15 protein-coding genes are annotated in these 17,802 nt (G+C 63.2%); 11 read left to right on the forward strand and 4 right to left on the reverse strand.

From position 1 onward, the window contains the following. Positions 1 to 15: 15 nt before the first annotated feature. From iolD to N5P29_RS05335, 5 genes are read left to right on the forward strand one after another with little or no spacing between them, the layout of a single operon-like run. Positions 16 to 1,941, forward strand: coding sequence for a 3D-(3,5/4)-trihydroxycyclohexane-1,2-dione acylhydrolase (decyclizing) (gene iolD / locus N5P29_RS05315; RefSeq protein WP_262277605.1), 1,926 nt, complete (start codon positions 16 to 18; stop codon positions 1,939 to 1,941). A 45-nt stretch (positions 1,942 to 1,986) separates the two neighbouring features. After that, positions 1,987 to 3,498, forward strand: a complete 1,512-nt coding sequence (locus N5P29_RS05320) for a CoA-acylating methylmalonate-semialdehyde dehydrogenase (RefSeq protein WP_262277606.1) — start codon at positions 1,987 to 1,989, stop codon at positions 3,496 to 3,498. A gap of 27 nt (positions 3,499 to 3,525) precedes the next feature. Further along, complete coding sequence (locus tag N5P29_RS05325; RefSeq protein ID WP_262277607.1) at positions 3,526 to 4,443, forward strand: sugar phosphate isomerase/epimerase family protein; 918 nt, start codon at positions 3,526 to 3,528, stop codon at positions 4,441 to 4,443. A gap of 35 nt (positions 4,444 to 4,478) precedes the next feature. After that, complete coding sequence (locus N5P29_RS05330; RefSeq protein WP_262277608.1) at positions 4,479 to 5,492, forward strand: Gfo/Idh/MocA family protein; 1,014 nt, start codon at positions 4,479 to 4,481, stop codon at positions 5,490 to 5,492. 10 nt (positions 5,493 to 5,502) lie between these two features. Next, on the forward strand, positions 5,503 to 6,372 hold the full coding sequence (locus N5P29_RS05335) for a sugar phosphate isomerase/epimerase family protein (RefSeq protein ID WP_262277609.1): 870 nt from the start codon (positions 5,503 to 5,505) through the stop codon (positions 6,370 to 6,372). A 68-nt stretch (positions 6,373 to 6,440) separates the two neighbouring features. Here N5P29_RS05335 and iolB read toward each other — a convergent pair whose 3' ends face one another. Both iolB and N5P29_RS05345 read right to left on the reverse strand, forming a co-directional pair. After that, entirely contained in the window at positions 6,441 to 7,334 is an 894-nt protein-coding gene (gene iolB / locus N5P29_RS05340) for a 5-deoxy-glucuronate isomerase (protein ID WP_262277610.1), read from the reverse strand. A 16-nt stretch (positions 7,335 to 7,350) separates the two neighbouring features. After that, complete coding sequence (locus N5P29_RS05345) at positions 7,351 to 8,091, reverse strand: GntR family transcriptional regulator (protein WP_262277611.1); 741 nt, start codon at positions 8,089 to 8,091, stop codon at positions 7,351 to 7,353. Positions 8,092 to 8,409: 318 nt separating this feature from the next. On the opposite strand from N5P29_RS05345, the gene N5P29_RS05350 reads away from it, so the two are divergent. The 3 genes from N5P29_RS05350 to N5P29_RS05360 all read left to right on the forward strand — a co-directional run bounded on the left by N5P29_RS05350 (position 8,410) and on the right by N5P29_RS05360 (position 11,461). Next, a complete protein-coding gene (locus N5P29_RS05350) occupies positions 8,410 to 9,405 on the forward strand; it encodes a substrate-binding domain-containing protein (protein WP_262277612.1) in 996 nt (331 codons plus the stop codon). Between the two features lie 64 nt (positions 9,406 to 9,469). Then, on the forward strand, positions 9,470 to 10,522 hold the full coding sequence (locus N5P29_RS05355; protein WP_144662642.1) for an ABC transporter permease: 1,053 nt from the start codon (positions 9,470 to 9,472) through the stop codon (positions 10,520 to 10,522). A gap of 12 nt (positions 10,523 to 10,534) precedes the next feature. Beyond that, a complete protein-coding gene (locus N5P29_RS05360) occupies positions 10,535 to 11,461 on the forward strand; it encodes an ATP-binding cassette domain-containing protein (protein ID WP_144662641.1) in 927 nt (308 codons plus the stop codon). A 69-nt stretch (positions 11,462 to 11,530) separates the two neighbouring features. Here the strand turns inward: N5P29_RS05360 and N5P29_RS05365 are convergent, their stop codons facing one another. Beyond that, the gene (locus N5P29_RS05365) at positions 11,531 to 12,550 is read right to left on the reverse strand and encodes a LacI family DNA-binding transcriptional regulator (protein WP_262277613.1); all 1,020 of its coding nucleotides are present in this window, start codon (positions 12,548 to 12,550) and stop codon (positions 11,531 to 11,533) included. 157 nt (positions 12,551 to 12,707) lie between these two features. Between N5P29_RS05365 and N5P29_RS05370 the strand changes: the two genes are divergently transcribed. The 3 genes from N5P29_RS05370 to N5P29_RS05380 all read left to right on the forward strand — a co-directional run bounded on the left by N5P29_RS05370 (position 12,708) and on the right by N5P29_RS05380 (position 16,017). Continuing rightward, on the forward strand, positions 12,708 to 13,895 hold the full coding sequence (locus tag N5P29_RS05370) for a Gfo/Idh/MocA family protein (protein ID WP_262277614.1): 1,188 nt from the start codon (positions 12,708 to 12,710) through the stop codon (positions 13,893 to 13,895). Beyond that, positions 13,892 to 14,911: a sugar phosphate isomerase/epimerase family protein gene (locus tag N5P29_RS05375; protein ID WP_262277615.1), complete on the forward strand. Its 1,020-nt coding sequence runs from the start codon at positions 13,892 to 13,894 to the stop codon at positions 14,909 to 14,911. Before N5P29_RS05370 ends, N5P29_RS05375 begins: the two co-directional genes overlap by 4 nt. Positions 14,912 to 14,991: 80 nt before the next feature. Beyond that, positions 14,992 to 16,017 (forward strand): Gfo/Idh/MocA family oxidoreductase, encoded by a 1,026-nt coding sequence (locus tag N5P29_RS05380; RefSeq protein ID WP_262277616.1) that lies wholly within the window; start codon positions 14,992 to 14,994, stop codon positions 16,015 to 16,017. A 26-nt stretch (positions 16,018 to 16,043) separates the two neighbouring features. On the opposite strand, the gene N5P29_RS05385 is transcribed toward N5P29_RS05380, so the two are convergent. Continuing rightward, positions 16,044 to 17,753: an HNH endonuclease signature motif containing protein gene (locus N5P29_RS05385; RefSeq protein WP_262277617.1), complete on the reverse strand. Its 1,710-nt coding sequence runs from the start codon at positions 17,751 to 17,753 to the stop codon at positions 16,044 to 16,046. Positions 17,754 to 17,802: the final 49 nt, after the last annotated feature.

The raw sequence follows: 17,802 nt of genomic DNA on the forward strand, positions 1-17,802 counted from the left end.
GGAGCAACCCGTCGGATGACCGTGGCGCAGGCCGTGGTCGAGTTCTTGTCCAAGCAGTACACCGTGGACTCTGTTGCCGGTGTTGATTACCGTGAGCGCTTGATTCCGGGAACGTTCGGTATTTTCGGACACGGCAATGTGGCCGGAGTGGGCCAGGCATTGAAGCAGTCCCAAGCCGCGGACCCGACCATCATGCCGTACTACCAGGGACGTAATGAGCAGGCCCAGGTGCATCAGGCCGTGGGGTACGCCCGGCACACGCGCCGCCGCCAGACGTTTGCTATCAGTACATCGATCGGTCCGGGCTCCTCGAACCTGTTGACGGGCGCGGCCTTGGCCACCACCAACCGCCTTCCCGTCCTGCTGCTGCCTTCGGATACCTTCGCTACGCGCGCCGCCGACCCCGTGTTGCAGCAGCTGGAGCTCCCGTATGCCTACGACATCACGGTCAACGACGCGTTCCGTCCGCTCTCGAAGTTCTTCGACCGCGTCTCACGGCCGGAGCAGCTGTTCTCGGCTTTCCACCACGGCCTGCGCGTACTGACGGACCCGGCCGAGACCGGTGCCGTGACCATCTCGCTGCCGCAGGACGTCCAGGCCGAGGCATTCGAGGTGCCCGAAGAGTTCCTGGCCGAGCGCGAGTGGCGGATCCGACGCCCCGAAGCCGAGGATGAGGACATCCGCCGTGCCGTCGAGGCAATCCGCGCCGCGAAGCGCCCGCTGATCATCGCCGGCGGCGGTGTGCTTTATGCCTACGCCAACGAGGAACTGGCAAAGTTTGCAGAGCTTACCGGCATCCCGGTAGGCAACACCCAGGCGGGCGTCGGCGTCCTTCCGTGGGACCACCAGTTCTCCCTCGGTGCCATTGGTTCAACCGGCACGACGGCGGCCAACGCCATCGCTGCCGAGGCGGACCTGATCATCGGCATCGGCACCCGCTACGAAGACTTCACCACTGCGTCCCGGACCGCGTTCCAGAACCCGGACGTGAAGTTCGTGAACATCAACGTTGCGGCAATCGACGCGTACAAGCACGGCACCACCCTGCCGATCGTCGCTGATGCCCGCAAGGCCTTGGTGAAGCTGAACCAGGCTTTGGGCGGCTATCGGGTCGGCGCGGACCTCGGAGAGAAAATCGCGGCGGAGAAGAAGCGCTGGAACGCGATCGTGGACGAGGCCTTCGAAACCCGCTTCACGCCGTTGCCGGCGCAAAACGAGATCATCGGCGCCACAAACAAAGCGATGGACGACCACGACGTCGTCATCTGCGCGGCAGGTTCGCTCCCGGGGGACCTGCACAAGATGTGGCGTGTTCGGGACCCCTTCGGTTACCACGTGGAGTATGCCTACTCCTGCATGGGCTACGAAATCCCAGGCGGCCTGGGTGTAAAGCGTGCAGCGCTGGCCGAAGCCGCCGCTGGGGGCGTGGACAGGGACGTGGTGGTCATGGTGGGGGACGGCTCCTACCTGATGATGCACACCGAACTGGTCACCGCCGTCGCCGAACGCATCAAACTGATCGTGGTCCTGATCCAAAACCACGGTTACGCCTCCATTGGCTCGCTTTCGGAATCCCTCGGTTCGCAGCGCTTCGGAACGCAGTACCGCGTCCTGGACAAGGAACAGCACAGTTTCGACGCCGGTGAGCACCTGCCTATCGACCTCGCCACCAACGCCGAATCACTGGGCGCAAAGGTTATCCGGATCGAACCGGGCGGGAACGTCATCGAGTCCCTCGGTGCTGCGATCAAGGAAGCCAAAGCCGCCCCGGAAACCGGCCCGATCGTGATCCACGTCGAGTCCGACCCCCTGCTGGACGCACCGTCCTCCGAGTCCTGGTGGGACGTTCCCGTCTCAGCCGTGTCGGAACTGGAATCCACGCAGCAGGCCTACAAGACGTACACAGACCACAAGAGCCGCCAGCGCAAGCTGCTCGGCTGAACCCAAAACCCCGCCACAAGAGCACTAAGACGAGGAAGTCCGCAGATGTCGACGACGACCACTTTGACCACCATCAACCACTTCATCAACGGCGCTGAGTCCGCCGGTGAAGGTGACCGCACCCAGCCGGTGTACAACCCGGCCACCGGGCAGGTCACTGCCGAGCTGCGCCTGGCCAACGGGAACGACTTGAACACCACGGTCGCCGCTGCCCGCAAGGCCGCTGATTCCTGGGGCGACATCTCCCTGGCCAAGCGCACTGCGGTGTTGTTCAAGTTCCGCGAACTAGTCGCAGCGCACGTCGATGAACTCGCCGAGCTGATCACCGCCGAGCACGGCAAGGTCCTCTCCGATGCCAAGGGCGAGATCGGCCGTGGCTTGGAAGTCATCGAGTTCGCCTGCGGCATTCCGTCCTTGCTCAAGGGTGACTACTCGGACCAGGTTTCCACCGGCATCGATGTCTTCTCCTTCCGGGAACCGCTCGGTGTGGTGGCCGGTATTACGCCGTTCAACTTCCCGGTGATGGTGCCGTTGTGGATGGCCCCGATGGCCATTGCCACCGGTAACGCGTTCATCCTCAAGCCCTCGGAGCGGGACCCGTCCCCGTCGCTGCTGCTGGCAAAGCTCTGGCAGGAAGCGGGTCTGCCCGATGGCGTGTTCCAGGTCCTTCACGGCGGCAAGGAAACCGTCGACGGCCTTCTGACCCACCCGGATGTGGACGGCATCAGCTTTGTTGGCTCCACCCCGATTGCCCAGTACGTCCACGAGACCGCCACCAAGCACGGCAAGCGTGTCCAGGCGTTGGGCGGGGCGAAGAACCACGCGATCGTGCTTCCCGATGCCGACCTGGACAACGCCGCCGACCACCTCGCCGCCGCAGCGTTCGGCTCCGCCGGTGAGCGGTGCATGGCAATTTCTGTTGCTGTCGCCGTCGGGGACGCTGCTGGCTTGCTGGTCAAGAAGGTCGAAGAACGTGCCCTGGCCGTGAAGGTCAACAACGGCACCGAACCCGGCGCCGAGATGGGCCCGGTGATCACCCCGGCCTCGAAGGAACGCATCGTCAAGATCGTCACCGAAGCAGAAGCCGCGGGTGCTGCCATGGTGGTGGACGGCCGTGACCTCGTCGTCCCGGGCCACGAAGAAGGCTTCTGGGTAGGCCCCACCGTGATCGACCACGTCAAAACCGAAATGACCGCCTACCAGGAGGAGATCTTCGGCCCAGTCCTGGTAGTGGTCCGCGTCGACACCCTGGAAGAGGGCATCGCGCTGATCAACTCCAACCCCTACGGCAACGGCACCGCGATCTTCACCTCCTCCGGCGCTGCGGCACGGAAATTCCAGCGCTCGGTGACCGTGGGCATGATCGGCATCAACGTGCCCCTCCCGGTCCCGGTGGCCTACCACTCTTTCGGTGGCTGGAAGGCCTCCCTCTTCGGCGACAAGCACATCTACGGCCCCGAAGGCGTTTCCTTCTACACCCGCGGCAAGGTCATCACCTCCCGCTGGCCCGAAACCCACCACGCCTCCGGCGCCTCCTACAACTTCCCCTCCAACTGAACCGCTGCAGAGAAAGACAACGCTGTCATGACTGATGTCGAGAACAAGCTCATCATTGGCACCGCACCCGATTCCTGGGGCGTGTGGTTCGCGGACGACCCCAAGCAGACACCGTGGGAGCGGTTCCTGGACGAAGTTGCCGAGTCCGGCTACAAATGGATCGAGCTCGGCCCCTACGGCTACCTCCCGAACGACCCCACCCGCCTGGCGGAAGAACTCAAGCAGCGCGATCTCAAGGTCACCGCCGGGACAGTCTTCACCGCATTCCACCGCGGCGCCACGCAGTACGACGAAGCCTGGGAGCCCGCCCGCAAGGTAGCGGAACTCACGGCGGCAATGGGCGGCGAGCACATCGTGGTCATTCCGGCCATGTGGCGCGACGACGTCACCGGCGAGGCCGTGGAAAACGGGGAGCTCAGCGATGAGCAGTGGGCGGACCTCTTCGCCGGCCACAACCGCATGGGCAAGGTCCTCTTGGAGGACTTCGGCCTGCACCAGCAGTTCCACTCCCACGCCGATTCCCACGTCGGTGCCCAGAAGGACATCGAGACCCTCCTCGCGGCCACGGACCCCGAGTACCTGAACCTTTGCTTGGACACGGGCCACGCCGAGTACTGCGGGGCTTCCAGCTTGGAACTCATCAAGAACTACCCGGACCGCATCGGCTACCTGCACCTGAAGCAGATCAATCCCGAGGTCCTGGCTGAAGTCAACGAGAAGAACATGACGTGGGCCGCCGCCAACCTGGCCGGTGTCATGACCGAGCCGCCGAACGGTCTTCCGGATCTGCGCGCGGTCATCGAAGCCGTGGAAGGGCTTAGCCGGCCCATTTTCGGCATCGTGGAGCAGGACATGTACCCGGTAGCGTTCGACGTGCCGATGCCCATTGCCAAGCGCACCCGCAACTACTTGCTTTCCTGCGGCTCGCGTACGCGGGTCCAGTAGCCAGACCACCCCGACTTTTTCGAAGGATAGATACAGTGACCAAGACTCTCCGCGTTGCCGTCATCGGCGCAGGCCGCATGGGTGCCGACCACATCAAGCGTCTCAGCACGCGCATCCACGGCGCTGAAGTAGCCGCCGTCGTCGATGTCGATCTTGCCCGCGCGCAGGCCGCCGTCGAAGGTATTGACGGCGCCGTGGCGCTGGCAAGTGCCGACGAGGCGCTCAACAACGGCGACGTAAACGCCGTCCTGATTGCAACCCCCGGCTTCCTCCATGAGGAAATCCTCTACAAGGCGCTGGAAAAGGACTTTCCAATTCTGTGCGAGAAACCGCTGACGCCGGACGCCGAGAGCGCCTGGAAGGTGGTCCAGGCTGAGCAGGCTTTGGGCCACAAGCGCATCCAGGTCGGCTTCATGCGCCGCTTCGATGCCGAGTACTCAGCTTTGGGTTCCATCATCCGCAACAGCGAATTGGGGGAGCTGTTGATGCTGCACCACCAGCACCGCAACCCCAGCACACCTGAGGGCTTCACCAACGAGATGCTGATCAACGACTCCGTGGTCCACGAGTTCGATGCCATCCGCTACTTCACGGGTGAGGAGATCACCTCGGTGCAGGTACGCCTGGGCAAGGCCACCCGCAATGCCCCCAACGGCCAGCACGACCCCCAGCACGTCCTGCTCGAAACCGAGTCCGGTGTGCTTGCCGACGTCGAAATCTACGTCAATGCCAAGTTCGGCTACCAGGTGGCCACGCAGGCGTCCTTCGAGGACGGCATCGTGAGCATCGGCGGTGACTCGGGCCCCTACATCCAGACCGCGGGCAAGTGGGGCGGCACCGTCACCCCCGGTTTCGAGGACCGTTTTGGTGCAGCGTACGACGTCGAGGTGCAGGCCTGGGTGGATGCGGCACTTCGCGGCGAAATCGGCGGCCCGACCGCCTGGGACGGTTACGCCACAGCAGCGTGCTGCGAGGCCGGCGTCGAGGCGCAGAAATCCGGTGAGAAGGTCAAGGTCCAGTTGAACACCAAACCGGATCTCTACAAGTAGGGGCATCGGCATGAAAATCGCACTTGATCCCACTCCGTTCCACCACAGTCACAGCCTGCTGGAGTTTCCCCGGGTCGCGGCCGACCTCGGTTACAAGTACCTGCAGATGACCCCGCACGCTGACCTCATTCCGTTCTTCAACCACCCCAAGGCCGACGATGAGCTGGTGGGCAAGCTGAAGGCCGCGTGCAAGGACGCCGGCGTCGAGATCGCTTCTGTGTTGCCTGTCCTGCGCTGGTCGGGGCCGGATGAGGACGCCCGGGAGGCCGCGGTGCGTTATTGGAAGCGTGCCATCCAGATTGCCGTGGACCTGGGTGTGCAGACGATGAACACCGAGTTCAGCGGCCGTCCGGAGAAGGCCGAGGAGTCCGAGCGGGCGTTCTACCGTTCCATGGAGGAACTCCTGCCCATCATTGAGCGGGAGGGTCTGGATGTGCTGATCGACCCGCATCCGGATGACTTCGTGGAAGACGGTCTGGCTGCCCTGCGGGTGATCCGTGGCGTGAACTCTCCGAACATTGGCATGGTCTACGTTGCCTCGCATACCTTCCATATGGGCAACAAGCCGCTGGAGATCATGCGTGCCGCCGGAGACAAGCTGCGCCTGGTGCATGTCTCGGATACCATGAACCACCATGCCTCGCACGGCCTGCGCTACATCACCAACCCGCCCGGTAACGCGGTGCGCGTCCACCAGCACCTGAAGATCGGCGATGGCGACGTCAACTGGACCGAGTTCTTCGGTGGCCTCAAGGAGATCGGGTTCCTGGACAAGGCGAACACCGTGATGGTCTCGTCGGTCTTTGCAGAAGACGAGAACGCCGAGGAAGTCTCGCGCTACCAGCTCAAGACGATGACGGACTACATCGCCCAAGCCTAAATCCCTTGAGTTTGTGTACAGATAATGCCCCTAAGACCTCGTCTTAGGGGCATTATCTGTACAAAAACTCAGGCCGTGAAGGGGAGCCTCGGGTCTACGTCCTGGCCCTCCCACGTCTGGCGGATCCAGCCATGGTGGGGGTCGTCGCTGATGAGCCAGTCGCGCACCCGGCCTGGACCGGCCATGACGTTGAGGTAGTAGAGGTCGTAGCCGGGGGCTGCCATGGCGGGGCCGTGCCAGCCGTAGGGGACCAGCACCACGTCTCCGGTCCGGACCTCGGCGGAGACGTCGATGGGTCGTTCATCTGAGGCGTAGACGCGGGCGTAGCCGATCGCGTCGGTTTCCTCCGGGGCCGGGGAGCCGGGAGCCACACGGGTTTCGAAGTAGTAGATCTCCTCCAGGCTGGTTTCGCCGTCCTTCTCCTCGTCGTGCTTATGGGGAGGGTAGGAGGACCAGTTGCCGGCCGGAGTGATCACTTCGCAGACGATGAAACGGTCGGCTTCCAGTGCGGCGGGTGTGCCGAAGTTATGGACCTGACGGGAGCAGTTGCCCGCGCCGCGCAGTTCCACGGGCGTTTCTGCGGCGGTGACCAGCCTGGTGGGGTACGAAGCTTTGGCGGGCGCAGTCGCGACGGCGACTCTGCCGCCGTCGTCGGAGCTGATGGTGACGGCCTTGTCGATGCCGGTGTAGAGGACGTCGCTTGGCCCGTGGAAAACGGACTGCCGACCGGCCAAACTGTACGTCCCGCCGTCGACCGTCACTGTAAAGGAGCCGCTCAGCGGCACCACGATGCGCTCCTCCGCAGCGGCAGGAAGTTCGACGGCGGCACCCGGCGCGAGCGTCGCGGCCTTCAGTCCTGTGTGGGCCCAGCCTTCGACGGCGAGGCTCGAATCGGAGGTGCCGAGGGAGATATCCCACTTACCGTCGTTGGCGGTTCCCAGCGGGTAAACCCAGTTGGCCATAAGTAAAGTCCTTGCGTTAGCGCTGTACGAGTGTCATTTCAAAGCTGTAGGAGTCAGCGCGGTAGACGTGGTGTCCGGTTTCGACCATGCGTCCGGTGTCATCAACCGCGGTGCGTTCCATAGTGACCAGGGCGGAGCCGACCTCGGCCTCGAGGAGGGGCGCCTGGTAGTCGTTGGCGATCATGGCGCCGATGCGTTGGGAAGCGAGCCGGAAGTTGACGCCGCCGCGGCGAAGGATGGCGTAGAGGCCTTCGCTGGCGAGCTGGGATTCATCCATGCTGGTGATGTCGTCCCGGACCCAGTTTTCCATGAGGGCCAAGGGCTTCCCGCCCACCTTGCGCAGTCGCGTGAAGTGGTAGACCTTGGACCCGGCAGGCAGTTGGAGGGCGGCGAGCGTTGCGGCGTCGGCTTCGACGTGGGAGAAGCTGAGGACCTCGGTAGTGGGCTTTTTGCCGTTGTTGCTGAGGTCGTCGTAGAGGCTGGAGAGTTCCAGCGGGCGGCGGACCTGGCTTGCCACAACCTGCGTTCCCACGCCGCGTTTGCGGACCAGCAGTCCCGCCCGGACCAGCTCGTCCATTGCTTTGCGCATGGTTGGCCGGGACAGATTGAGCTGCGCTGCGAGGTCAATTTCGTTATCCAAACGGCTGCCGGGTTCCAGCACACCGCTGTGGATGGCGGCCTCGATGCCCTGTACTACCTGGTGGTAAAGGGGTACAGGGGACGAACGATCGATGCTGAGACTGAGTTGGTTCGTCACTGGTTCCTCCTGGACGCCTGCTGAAGCCGGCGAGGAAGCAGGATGCGGCTCCTCTGCCGGATGGAAGGCTATGTCCGCTCATGTTCGCTTGATAGGACATACTGCCTTTTTCTGATAATAGCAGCCGGGTCGCGGCCGTCAAGGATGGGGTTCCGGGCAGCTCCCCTCTGGACATCTACACGAGGGGAGTACGTAAAAACATCCTAATGTCAGGACAAACTATTGACAAAGTGTGAGGTCAGTCACCATGATCTGAGTAGTGGGGAGATCCGGATACGAGTCTCCGGACCCCTCAACCTGAAATCAAAGGAGATAACGGTGGCAAAATTCTCATGGCGCAAAGCGGCGGTCGTCGCTGCAGTGGTTCCCTTGGTGGCACTGAGCGCCTGCTCGAGCCAGGGCGGCAAGCCGGCGGATGCCGGCGGGGGAGCAGCTGCAGGCCAAGTGGCCAGCACCGACCGCATCAAAGTTGCCCTGATTACGCATGCTGCTGCAGGAGACACGTTCTGGGACATCGTCCGCAAGGGTGCGGAGGAAGCATCCGCCAAGGACAACGTGGAGCTCCTTTACACCAGTGATCCCGAGGCCGGTCGACAGGCGCAGCTGGTCCAGCAGGCCATTGACCAGAAGGTGGATGGCATCGCACTGACCCTGGCTACTCCGGATGCGTTGAAGGATGTCCTGAAGAAGGCCACCGATGCAGGCATTCCCGTAGTGAGCCTCAACGCCGGTGAATCAGTCTCGGCCCAGCTCGGCGCCTTCACCCACTTCGGTTCCAACGAACAACTCGCTGGCGAAGCCGTTGGTACCCGGCTTGCGGCCGAAGGCTACAAGCACCCCGTGTGCGTCATCCAACAGCAGGGTCACGTGGGCCTGGAAGCCCGTTGCGCCGGCGTGAAGGCCAAGGTTCCCGCCACTGAGATCCTCTACGTTGACGGCAAGGACATGACCGCGGTGCAGTCCACGGCAACTGCCAAGCTCCAGGCGGCCAAGGACGCCGACGTGATCATCGGACTCGGTGCTCCGATCACGCTGACCTTGCTCAAGTCGGTTTCCGATGCCGGAAGCTCCGCCAAGGTAGCCAGCTTCGACCTCAACGCCGACCTCGCGCAGAAGATCGTGGACGGAGCGGTGATCTTCACCGTCGATCAGCAGCCGTGGCTCCAGGGCTACATGTCCGTTGATTCCCTGTGGCAGGCAAAGCGCGGAGGCTTCAAGATCGGCGGCGGCCAGCCCGTCCTGACCGGTCCCACCATCGTGGACAAGTCCAACGCTACCGACGTCCTCAAGTTCGCCCAGCAGGGCGTTCGCTAGATCCCGGCATCAGGCTGCGCGGCGGATGGCCGCCGCGCAGCCTGGACAACAAGGAGTCACTCCCATGGCAAACACAGCAACCCTGCCGCCGGCGACATCGCCTGGTGATGAACGGGTAGGCCGACGCAACCCCTTCCAAAAATTCCTCGCCAGGCCCGAGGTCGGTGCCCTCGTAGGTGCAGTGGTCCTGTTCATCTTCTTCGCCTCCGTCTCGCAGACGTTCACCCAACCAAATGCGCTGGCTACCGTCCTGTACGGCTCCTCGACCATCGGCATCATGGCGGTCGGTGTTTCGCTGCTGATGATCGGCGGCGAGTTCGACCTCTCCACCGGCGTAGCCGTGATCTCGTCCGCGCTGACGGCCTCGCTCTTCAGCTGGAACTTCTCTCTGAACGCATGGGTGGGCGTTGCTTTGGCCCTGGTGGTCTCGCTGGGCATTGGTTTCATCAACGGCTGGATCCTGGTCAAGACCAAGCTCCCCAGCTTTATTGTCACGCTGGCGACCTTCCTGATGCTGACCGGTCTCAACCTGGCATTGACCCGACTCATCGGTGGCAGTGTCTCTTCCCCGTCCATCTCCAAGCTTGATGGCTTCGAATCGGCGCGTGCGGTTTTCGCCTCCTCCATCAGCATTGGCGGCGTGGAAGTGAAGATCACGGTGTTCTTCTGGATTGTCCTGGTCCTGGTTGCTTCCTGGGTGCTGCTGCGCACCCGCGTCGGCAACTGGATCTTCGCCGTGGGCGGCGATGCCAACGCTGCCCGCGCAGTAGGTGTCCCGGTCACCAAAACCAAGATCGGCCTGTTCATGGCTGTGGGTTTCTGCGGCTGGATCCTGGGCATGCACAATCTCTTCGCCTTCGATGCCGTGCAGTCCGGTGAAGGTGTTGGCAACGAGTTCCTTTACATCATTGCGGCGGTCATCGGTGGCTGCCTCCTGACCGGCGGCTACGGCTCAGCAGTAGGCGGCGCTATCGGCGCCTTCATCTTCGGCATGGCCAACAAGGGCATTGTGTACGCACAATGGAACCCGGACTGGTTCAAGTTCTTCCTGGGCTTGATGCTCCTGCTGGCAACCATCGTCAACCTCATCGTCAAACGCCGGGCAGAGCTGAAGTAAGGGGCCGGAACCATGAACGCACAACAGATCGACCAGCAGACCCTGCTGAAAGACGAGAAGGACCCCTTGACGCACACACCAGTGCATCTGCTCTCACTCGATGGTGTAGGTAAGCACTACGGCAACATCATCGCGCTGCGGGACGTGACCATGGCCGTGGACAATGGCCGAGTCACCTGTGTCCTTGGCGATAACGGTGCCGGCAAGTCCACCCTGATCAAGATCATCGCCGGACTCCACCAGCACGATGAGGGCACGTTGAACGTGATGGGGGATGCCAGGAAGTTCAACTCACCCAGGGACGCCCTCGACGCCGGTATTGCCACCGTTTACCAGGACCTCGCCGTGGTCCCGTTGATGCCCATCTGGCGGAACTTCTTCCTCGGTTCGGAGTTAACCAGCGGTTTCGGCCCGTTCAAGAGCATGGATGTCCAGAAGATGAAGGACATCACCAAGAAGGAACTTGCTGACATGGGCATCGACCTGCGCGATGTGGAGCAGCCCATCGGCCAGCTCTCCGGCGGTGAACGCCAGTGCGTCGCCATCGCCCGTGCAGTGTACTTCGGCGCCAAGGTCCTGATCCTCGACGAACCGACGGCCGCGCTGGGAGTCAAGCAGTCCGGCGTCGTCCTTCGCTACATCCTGCAGGCGCGCGACCGGGGCCTGGGCGTCATCTTCATTACCCACAACCCGCACCACGCCTATCCCGTCGGTGACCGGTTCCTGCTGCTCAAGCGCGGCAAATCGATCGGTTACTACGACAAGAAGGACATCAGCCTCGATGAGCTGACGGCGCAGATGGCCGGCGGTGCGGAGCTGGCCGAGTTGGCCCATGAACTGGAGCAGCTGGGCGGACACTCGGCTGCATTGGAGGAAGTCAAAGCCGAGGTCGCGGACGTCGCAGAGGCTGCCCCGGAGGCAAGCTCAAAGCGCCACTAGGCTTTCTTCGCGGATCTCTGCCCGGAGCCCCTCAGTGGCTCCGGGCAGAGCCGTATCCAGCCCAGGTTTTCAGCCTCGAATGGATGTGGTTCCGCGCAGCACCAATGCAGGTTCGATCAGCGTCTGCTCGGGTTGGAGGGCGGGATCCTCGATCCTTGCCAGCAGCCTGCGGGCGGTAGCCACGCCCACGAGGTCGCTTCGATTGTCTATTGAGGTGAGGTCCAGATAACGCGACTTCGCCAGGGGCGAGTTGTCGTAGCCGATCACCGATACATCGTTCGGAGCTGAGAGACCGCGCGCCTTGAGCGCGGCGAACGCGCCGACCGCCATGGTGTCGTTGGCTGCGAAGATCGCGGTTGTCTCCGGGTGGCTGTCCAGGAGTCGGATGGCTGCCTGATAGCCGTCCTCTTCCGACGTGCCAGGTGACTGGCTGATCACAGGTTCGACGCCGGCCGTCTCCACCGCGCGCAGGAAACCGGCCCGGCGGTGTGCGGAGGCGCCGTCGGAACCTGAGAGGTGACCGATGCGGAGATGACCCAACTCCAACAGGTGGTTCGCGGCCAGGGTGCCCCCGCCGTCGTCGTCGTTGGTGATCAGGTCCGCGCCATCCGGAACGCCGTTGCGCCACCCGGCCACCGCCGTGGGCACCCGGATTCCGGACAGCATGGCATCGCTGGGCTCGGCGGCGAGCGTCAAAGCGTCCACGTGCATGGCCAGTAGCCCGTCGGTGGCTTCCTTGATGCGGTTCTCGCCAGGGCGGGAGTCGGCGAGCATCACCTGGTAGCCGAGGTCGGACAAGATCGATTCCATGCCGCGCAGGAGGTCGACGAACCACGGGTTCCGGTAGTCGTCGATGACCAGGCCGATGCTTTTGGTGCGGCTGCTGGCAAGAGTGGTTGCGGCGCGGCTGGGGCGGTAGCCGAGGTCGGAGATCGCTTTTTGTACGGCTCCCCGGCGCTTTTCGCTGATCCTTTCGGGGGCCTTGAGGTAGAGGGAAACCAACGACGGCGAGACACCGGCGTGTGAGGCGACGTCGTAGAGGGTGGGCCTCTTGCCCAGGGGGCTGTTGTGCGTTTCGGGGCTTTTCAAGGGATCTTCGTTGCCTTTCGTTCCTGCTTTCGAGGATAACCTCTGGAACATTGACAGGACATATGGACATGGCTACGATCGATCCAAGCGCACAATTGTAGCGCTACAAAATTGCCGACAGTGCTCACGCTGCGGCGACATTTCAAAGGAGAAATCAATGGCTGAAAGCCTCGGCGTCGCCGTCATCGGCGCAGGCATGGCCGGCAAGGCCCACGCTGCCGCCTACCGTGCGGCCTCTGCCCTCTACAGCCCCGTACTGCCCCCATTGCGCCTCGTGTCGATCGCGGATGTCAATGCCGAATTCGGCTCCCTGGCCGCTCGGCGCTTCGGATACGAACGCAGCGACACCTCCTGGCAGGCCATTGCGGAGGCTGACGACATCGACGTGGTCAGCGTGGTCATCGCCAACTCACTCCACCGCGAAGTGGTTGAAGGGCTGTTGGCTGCCGGCAAGCATGTTCTGTGTGAGAAGCCGCTCAGTGACACCATCGCCGACGCGCAGGCCATGGCTGATGCTGCCCGGTCCGCCGAAGCCCGGGGGACCTTGGCCCGTATCGGATTCACGTTCCGACGGACCCCTGGCATTGCCTACATCCGGGATCTCATCCGCAATGGAACCCTGGGTAACGTCCTGCACTTCAGCGGCCGCTATTGGACGGACTATGGCGTCAGCCCCGCCGCTCCCATGAGCTGGCGCTACAAGGGTGGGCCGGGCTCCGGTGCGCTCGCCGATGTCGGAAGCCATCTGACCTATATCTCCGAATTCCTGTGCGGCGACATCCAATCCGTCAGTGGAGGTCGTCTGGTCACCTCGATCGACAAGCGCCCGCTGCCACTGAGTGCCGTGATGGGACACGACCACGTGGCCGTGTCCGACACCTTTGAAGCCGTGGAAAATGATGACTACGCGGCCTTCAATGCCGGGTTCGCCAGCGGAGCGGGCAGCTTTGAGGTCTCACGTGTTGCCGCAGGGCATGCGAACAGCCTGCAGTTCGAGGTGTTCTGCGAGAACGGCGGCGCCAAATTCGACCAGCGCCGCCCTTCTGAGATCCAGTTGTTCCTGAACGACGAAGCGGGCCTGCAGAACGGCTACCGGCAAGTCATTCTGGGCCCAGGGCACCCTTACATTTCGGGAGGCCTTGCCATGGACGCCCCGGAAGTGGGTTTCGGTCAGAACGATGCCTTCGGCTACCAGGCCCGGGCGTTCCTCGAAGAAGTCGCAGGGCTGCCCGAAGCGGAGTCACTGCCTCGCTGTGCAACCTTCGACGAGGGCGTTCGCAACATGGAACTCCTCGGTGCTGTTGCCGAGTCCGCCCTTAACAACGGAAAGAAGATCACACTATGAAACTCGGTGTCTACAACGCCATCCTGCATGACCGGTCCTTGCCGGAGGCCTTGAAGGTCATTGCTGACCTGGGGCTGACTGGAATCGAAATCAATACCGGAGGGTTCCTTCCGGCGGTGCATGTGCCCACTATGGACGACATCCTGGTGTCGGATGCTGCCAGGGACGATTACCTGGGCCTCTTCGAAGGCACTGGGGTCTCTATCGCCGGCTTGAACTGCAATGGAAACCCCCTGCATCCGCGTCGGGAGATCGGTGAGAGGCATGCCGAAGACATCCGCCGCTCCATCCGACTGGCCCGCAGGCTGGGGCAGGATCGCGTCGTGACCATGTCTGGACTGCCCGGCGGCGAACCCGGTGCCACGGTGGTGAACTGGGTAGTCAACGCCTGGAACTCTGCGGCACTGGACGTACTGGACTTTCAGTGGGGCGTGGCGGCGGAATTCTGGAAGGAAATTGACCGGCTGGCCGCCGATCACGGGGTAAAAGTGGCCCTGGAGTTGCACCCGCAGAACATCGTGTTCAACACGGCCGATGTCTACAGGCTCATCGAACTCACGGGCGCCACGCATGTGGGCGTGGAGCTGGATGCCTCGCACCTGTTCTGGCAGCAAATGGACCCGGTGGCTGTGGTCCGGGAACTTGGGTCGCTGGTGTTCCAGGCTGCCGCGAAGGACGTTCGCGTGAACACGGGCAACGCTGCTTTGTATGGGGTCCTGGACAACAGCTTCAGGCGGTTGTCACCCGAGGAGGACCGGACCAACCTTGGCGGAGACGAATGGGCCAACGAATGGCCGAAGAACTCAGCCTGGGACTTTGTTGCCCTGGGGCGCGGCCACGACACCTCCTACTGGGCCGAGTTCCTCCGCGCGCTTCACGACGTGGATCCGGACATGCTGGTCAACATCGAACACGAGGATGTATCCCTTGGCCGGATCGAGGGTCTTGAGGTTGCGGCGAAGGTATTGCGCGAGGCGGACGCGGCTCTCGAGACGACGTTGGGTGCGAATGTTTGACAGGACAAACTGACAAGCTTTAGTGTCGCATCAGGAATTTTCCCAAGAAAACAACTTCTGCTGCAGTGACGGAGACAGAAATGACGAACGTAGTGACCCTCGGCCTGGTGGGCGTGGGCCGGATCGGCGTGATGCACGCCAACAACATCAGCGCGCTCAACGACACAATGGCACAGGACGGAGTGCAGGTGCGGCTGAAGCTGACGGACGTTGCGGAGAAGCACGCGCGCTCCGTCGCGGACAGCGTCGGTGCTGAATTCGTGGGCTCGGTGGAGGAACTGATCGCCTCCGGGGTGGACGGCCTGGTTATAGCTACAGGTACAGCAACGCATCCCGACCTCATCAGGGCTGGAGTGGATGCCGGTATCCCCGTGTTCTGCGAAAAGCCAGTAGCCGTGAACGTGGCGGAATCGCTTCCGGTCCTGGATTATATCCGCGAAAAGAACGGAGTAGTGCAGATCGGGCATCAGCGCCGCTTCGATGCGGGCTACCTTGAGGCCAAACGCGCCTACGAAGCCGGAGAACTCGGGTGGATCCACTCGGTCAGGGCCGTCACCTGCGACATGACCCCGCCCCCGGTCGAATTCCTAGCTACCTCGGGTGGTCTGTTCCGCGACTGTTCCGTCCACGACTTCGACATCCTCCGCTGGCTCACCGGCAAGGAAATCGTTGAGGTCTACTCCAAAGGTTCCAATAATGGCGACCCGGCGATCGGCGAGGTGGGCGACGTTGATACCGCTTTGGCGGTTGTGACGTTCGACGACGGCACGGTAGGCACGGTCTCAGCCAGCCGATACAACGGGGCCGGGCACGATGTCCGGCTGGAACTCCAGGGTTCCGAACGCTCGGTCCTGGTGGGCATGGACCAGCAGATGGCCATGCGTTCTGCTGAGTCGGGAGTGGTGTTTCCCTCCGGAACGGCGCATGCCACCTTCGCTGAGCGCTTCGATCAGGCATACCGGTCCGAGATGGCGGCGTTCGTGGAACTCGTGCTTGGGCAACGAAAAAACCCTTGCACTCCCGAGGACGCAGTGGCCGCATCCAAGGTAGCCGATGCAGCACAGGAGTCCCTGGAAACAGGTTTGCCGGTCAGGGTCTCTGCCTAGTCGCTCCGTGCTCCCTATGCTCTTGCTTATGTTCTGAGCGGTGGAGACTGTCCGGTAAACACTGTGTGGTGGTGGTTGCGGCGGGGTGTTTGGTGGGGGTCGATGTGGGGTGGGGGGATGAACCGGGGTGTGCCGGTTTTCATGTCGATGTGCCATTGCTCTTTGTGGATGAGGTGGTGGTGGTGGGAGCAGAGGAGGGTGCCGTTTTCTGTTCCTGTGGTGCCGCCGTGTGACCAGTAGGTGATGTGGTGGGCTTCGCACCAGGGGGCTGGGAGGGTGCAGTCGGGGAAGGCGCAGCCTTGGTCGCGGGCGGTGATGGCTTTGCGGATGTGGGGTGGGAAGAGGCGGGTGGCGCGGCCGATGTCGAGGATTTGGGAGTCGGTGCCGAGCAGGACGGGGATGATGTCGGCGTCGCAGGCGATTTTGCGGATGGTGTTTGGGTGCAGGCGGCCGGTGAACGTCGCTGTCCCGGTGCTGATGCCGGGGTTGGTGTGGTTGTAGCGGGTGATGGTGTTGAGGAGGTCGCGGTGGTCGATGGTGACGGTGAGTTGGGGTCGGAGTCCGCCGTTGGTGGGTAGTTTTCCGGTGGTCATGGCCACGGCGCAGGCTCCGACGAGTCCGTCGAGGAGTTTTTGGGCGCGGGAGCGCCGGTCCAGTACCGGACCGTGGTTGGCTTCGGGGGCAGTGTCTGGGTCTGCGGTGCCGGTGCTGGTGCTGGTGCTGGTGTTGGTGTCTGGTTTTGTGGTGTTCGCGGTGGTGGTGGTGAGTCGGGGGTTGGTGGCGGTGTTCATGGCGGTGGTGAGGGTTTCGTATTGTTCGGCGGTGGCGAAGATTTCGAGGTGGTGGAGTCCGTAGCGGCGTCGGCGGCGCAGGAACGCGCCTTGGGTGTGGCGGAGGGCTTCTTCGGAGGGTTCGGGACCGTCTTGGTCGATGCGATCGGTCCAGCGTCGGGTCATGGTGGTGACGAAGTCGGGGTCGGACTGGGTGGCGGTGCGGGTCAGGGCGTGTTCCATCCGGGTGATGGTGTCCTGGTCGGTGAGGTGTTGGATCTTCTCCAGGGCGGTGGCGATGATCGTGGCGGACCGGGAGGGTATTTGGGCTGTTGCGAGGGCTTGGGCGAGGTGTTCGCGCCGGGCCGGGACTTGTTGGCCGGTTGTTCCCTCCCCGGGCAGGGCATCTGCGGCCAGTGATAACCGGCGGCGGGCTTCGCCGATCCCGATCCGCAACCGTGCCCGCAGGAACTCCGCCGGGTTCCGGTACCCGTCATCAAGGACACTGCCCGCACTAGCGCCGGCACTATCAGCGCCTGTGCCCGCCCCAGCACCAGTCGCGCCCCCATTCGCTGCAGGCTCGGTCCACCCTGTCCGCCACTCCGGCGCGCCCGATCCCTGCACCTGCAACCGCGCCTCATTCCGGGTCCGTTCCACGGCTTGGGCCGCGATGATCTGGACGTACTCAAGTGTCCGGGCCAGGTCCTCGACCCTGCCCGCGAAATCCGCCGCCTCCACGAACCCGAACAACAGCGCCTCCGCCGCAGCAGCACCCCGCAAACCGGCCAACGCCTCCACCGCATCATCAAGGAAAGCGCCCACCTCTGGGGCAGACCCGCCGCGGGCCACGCTGCTCCCATCCGTGTCACCAAGCCGGGGCAGAATGCGGGCACCGTCTGGAAGATCTGCGGACAGGGATCCCGCGGAGCCATCGGTGGGCGGGCCCAGCACAGGGGAGGCCCTCATAGCTTCATCAAGCCCCACCAAGGGCGTTTCTCCGCGACCGGGAAACACC

This window comes from Paenarthrobacter sp. JL.01a (genome assembly GCF_025452095.1).
In the GTDB taxonomy this organism is placed as follows: domain Bacteria; phylum Actinomycetota; class Actinomycetes; order Actinomycetales; family Micrococcaceae; genus Arthrobacter.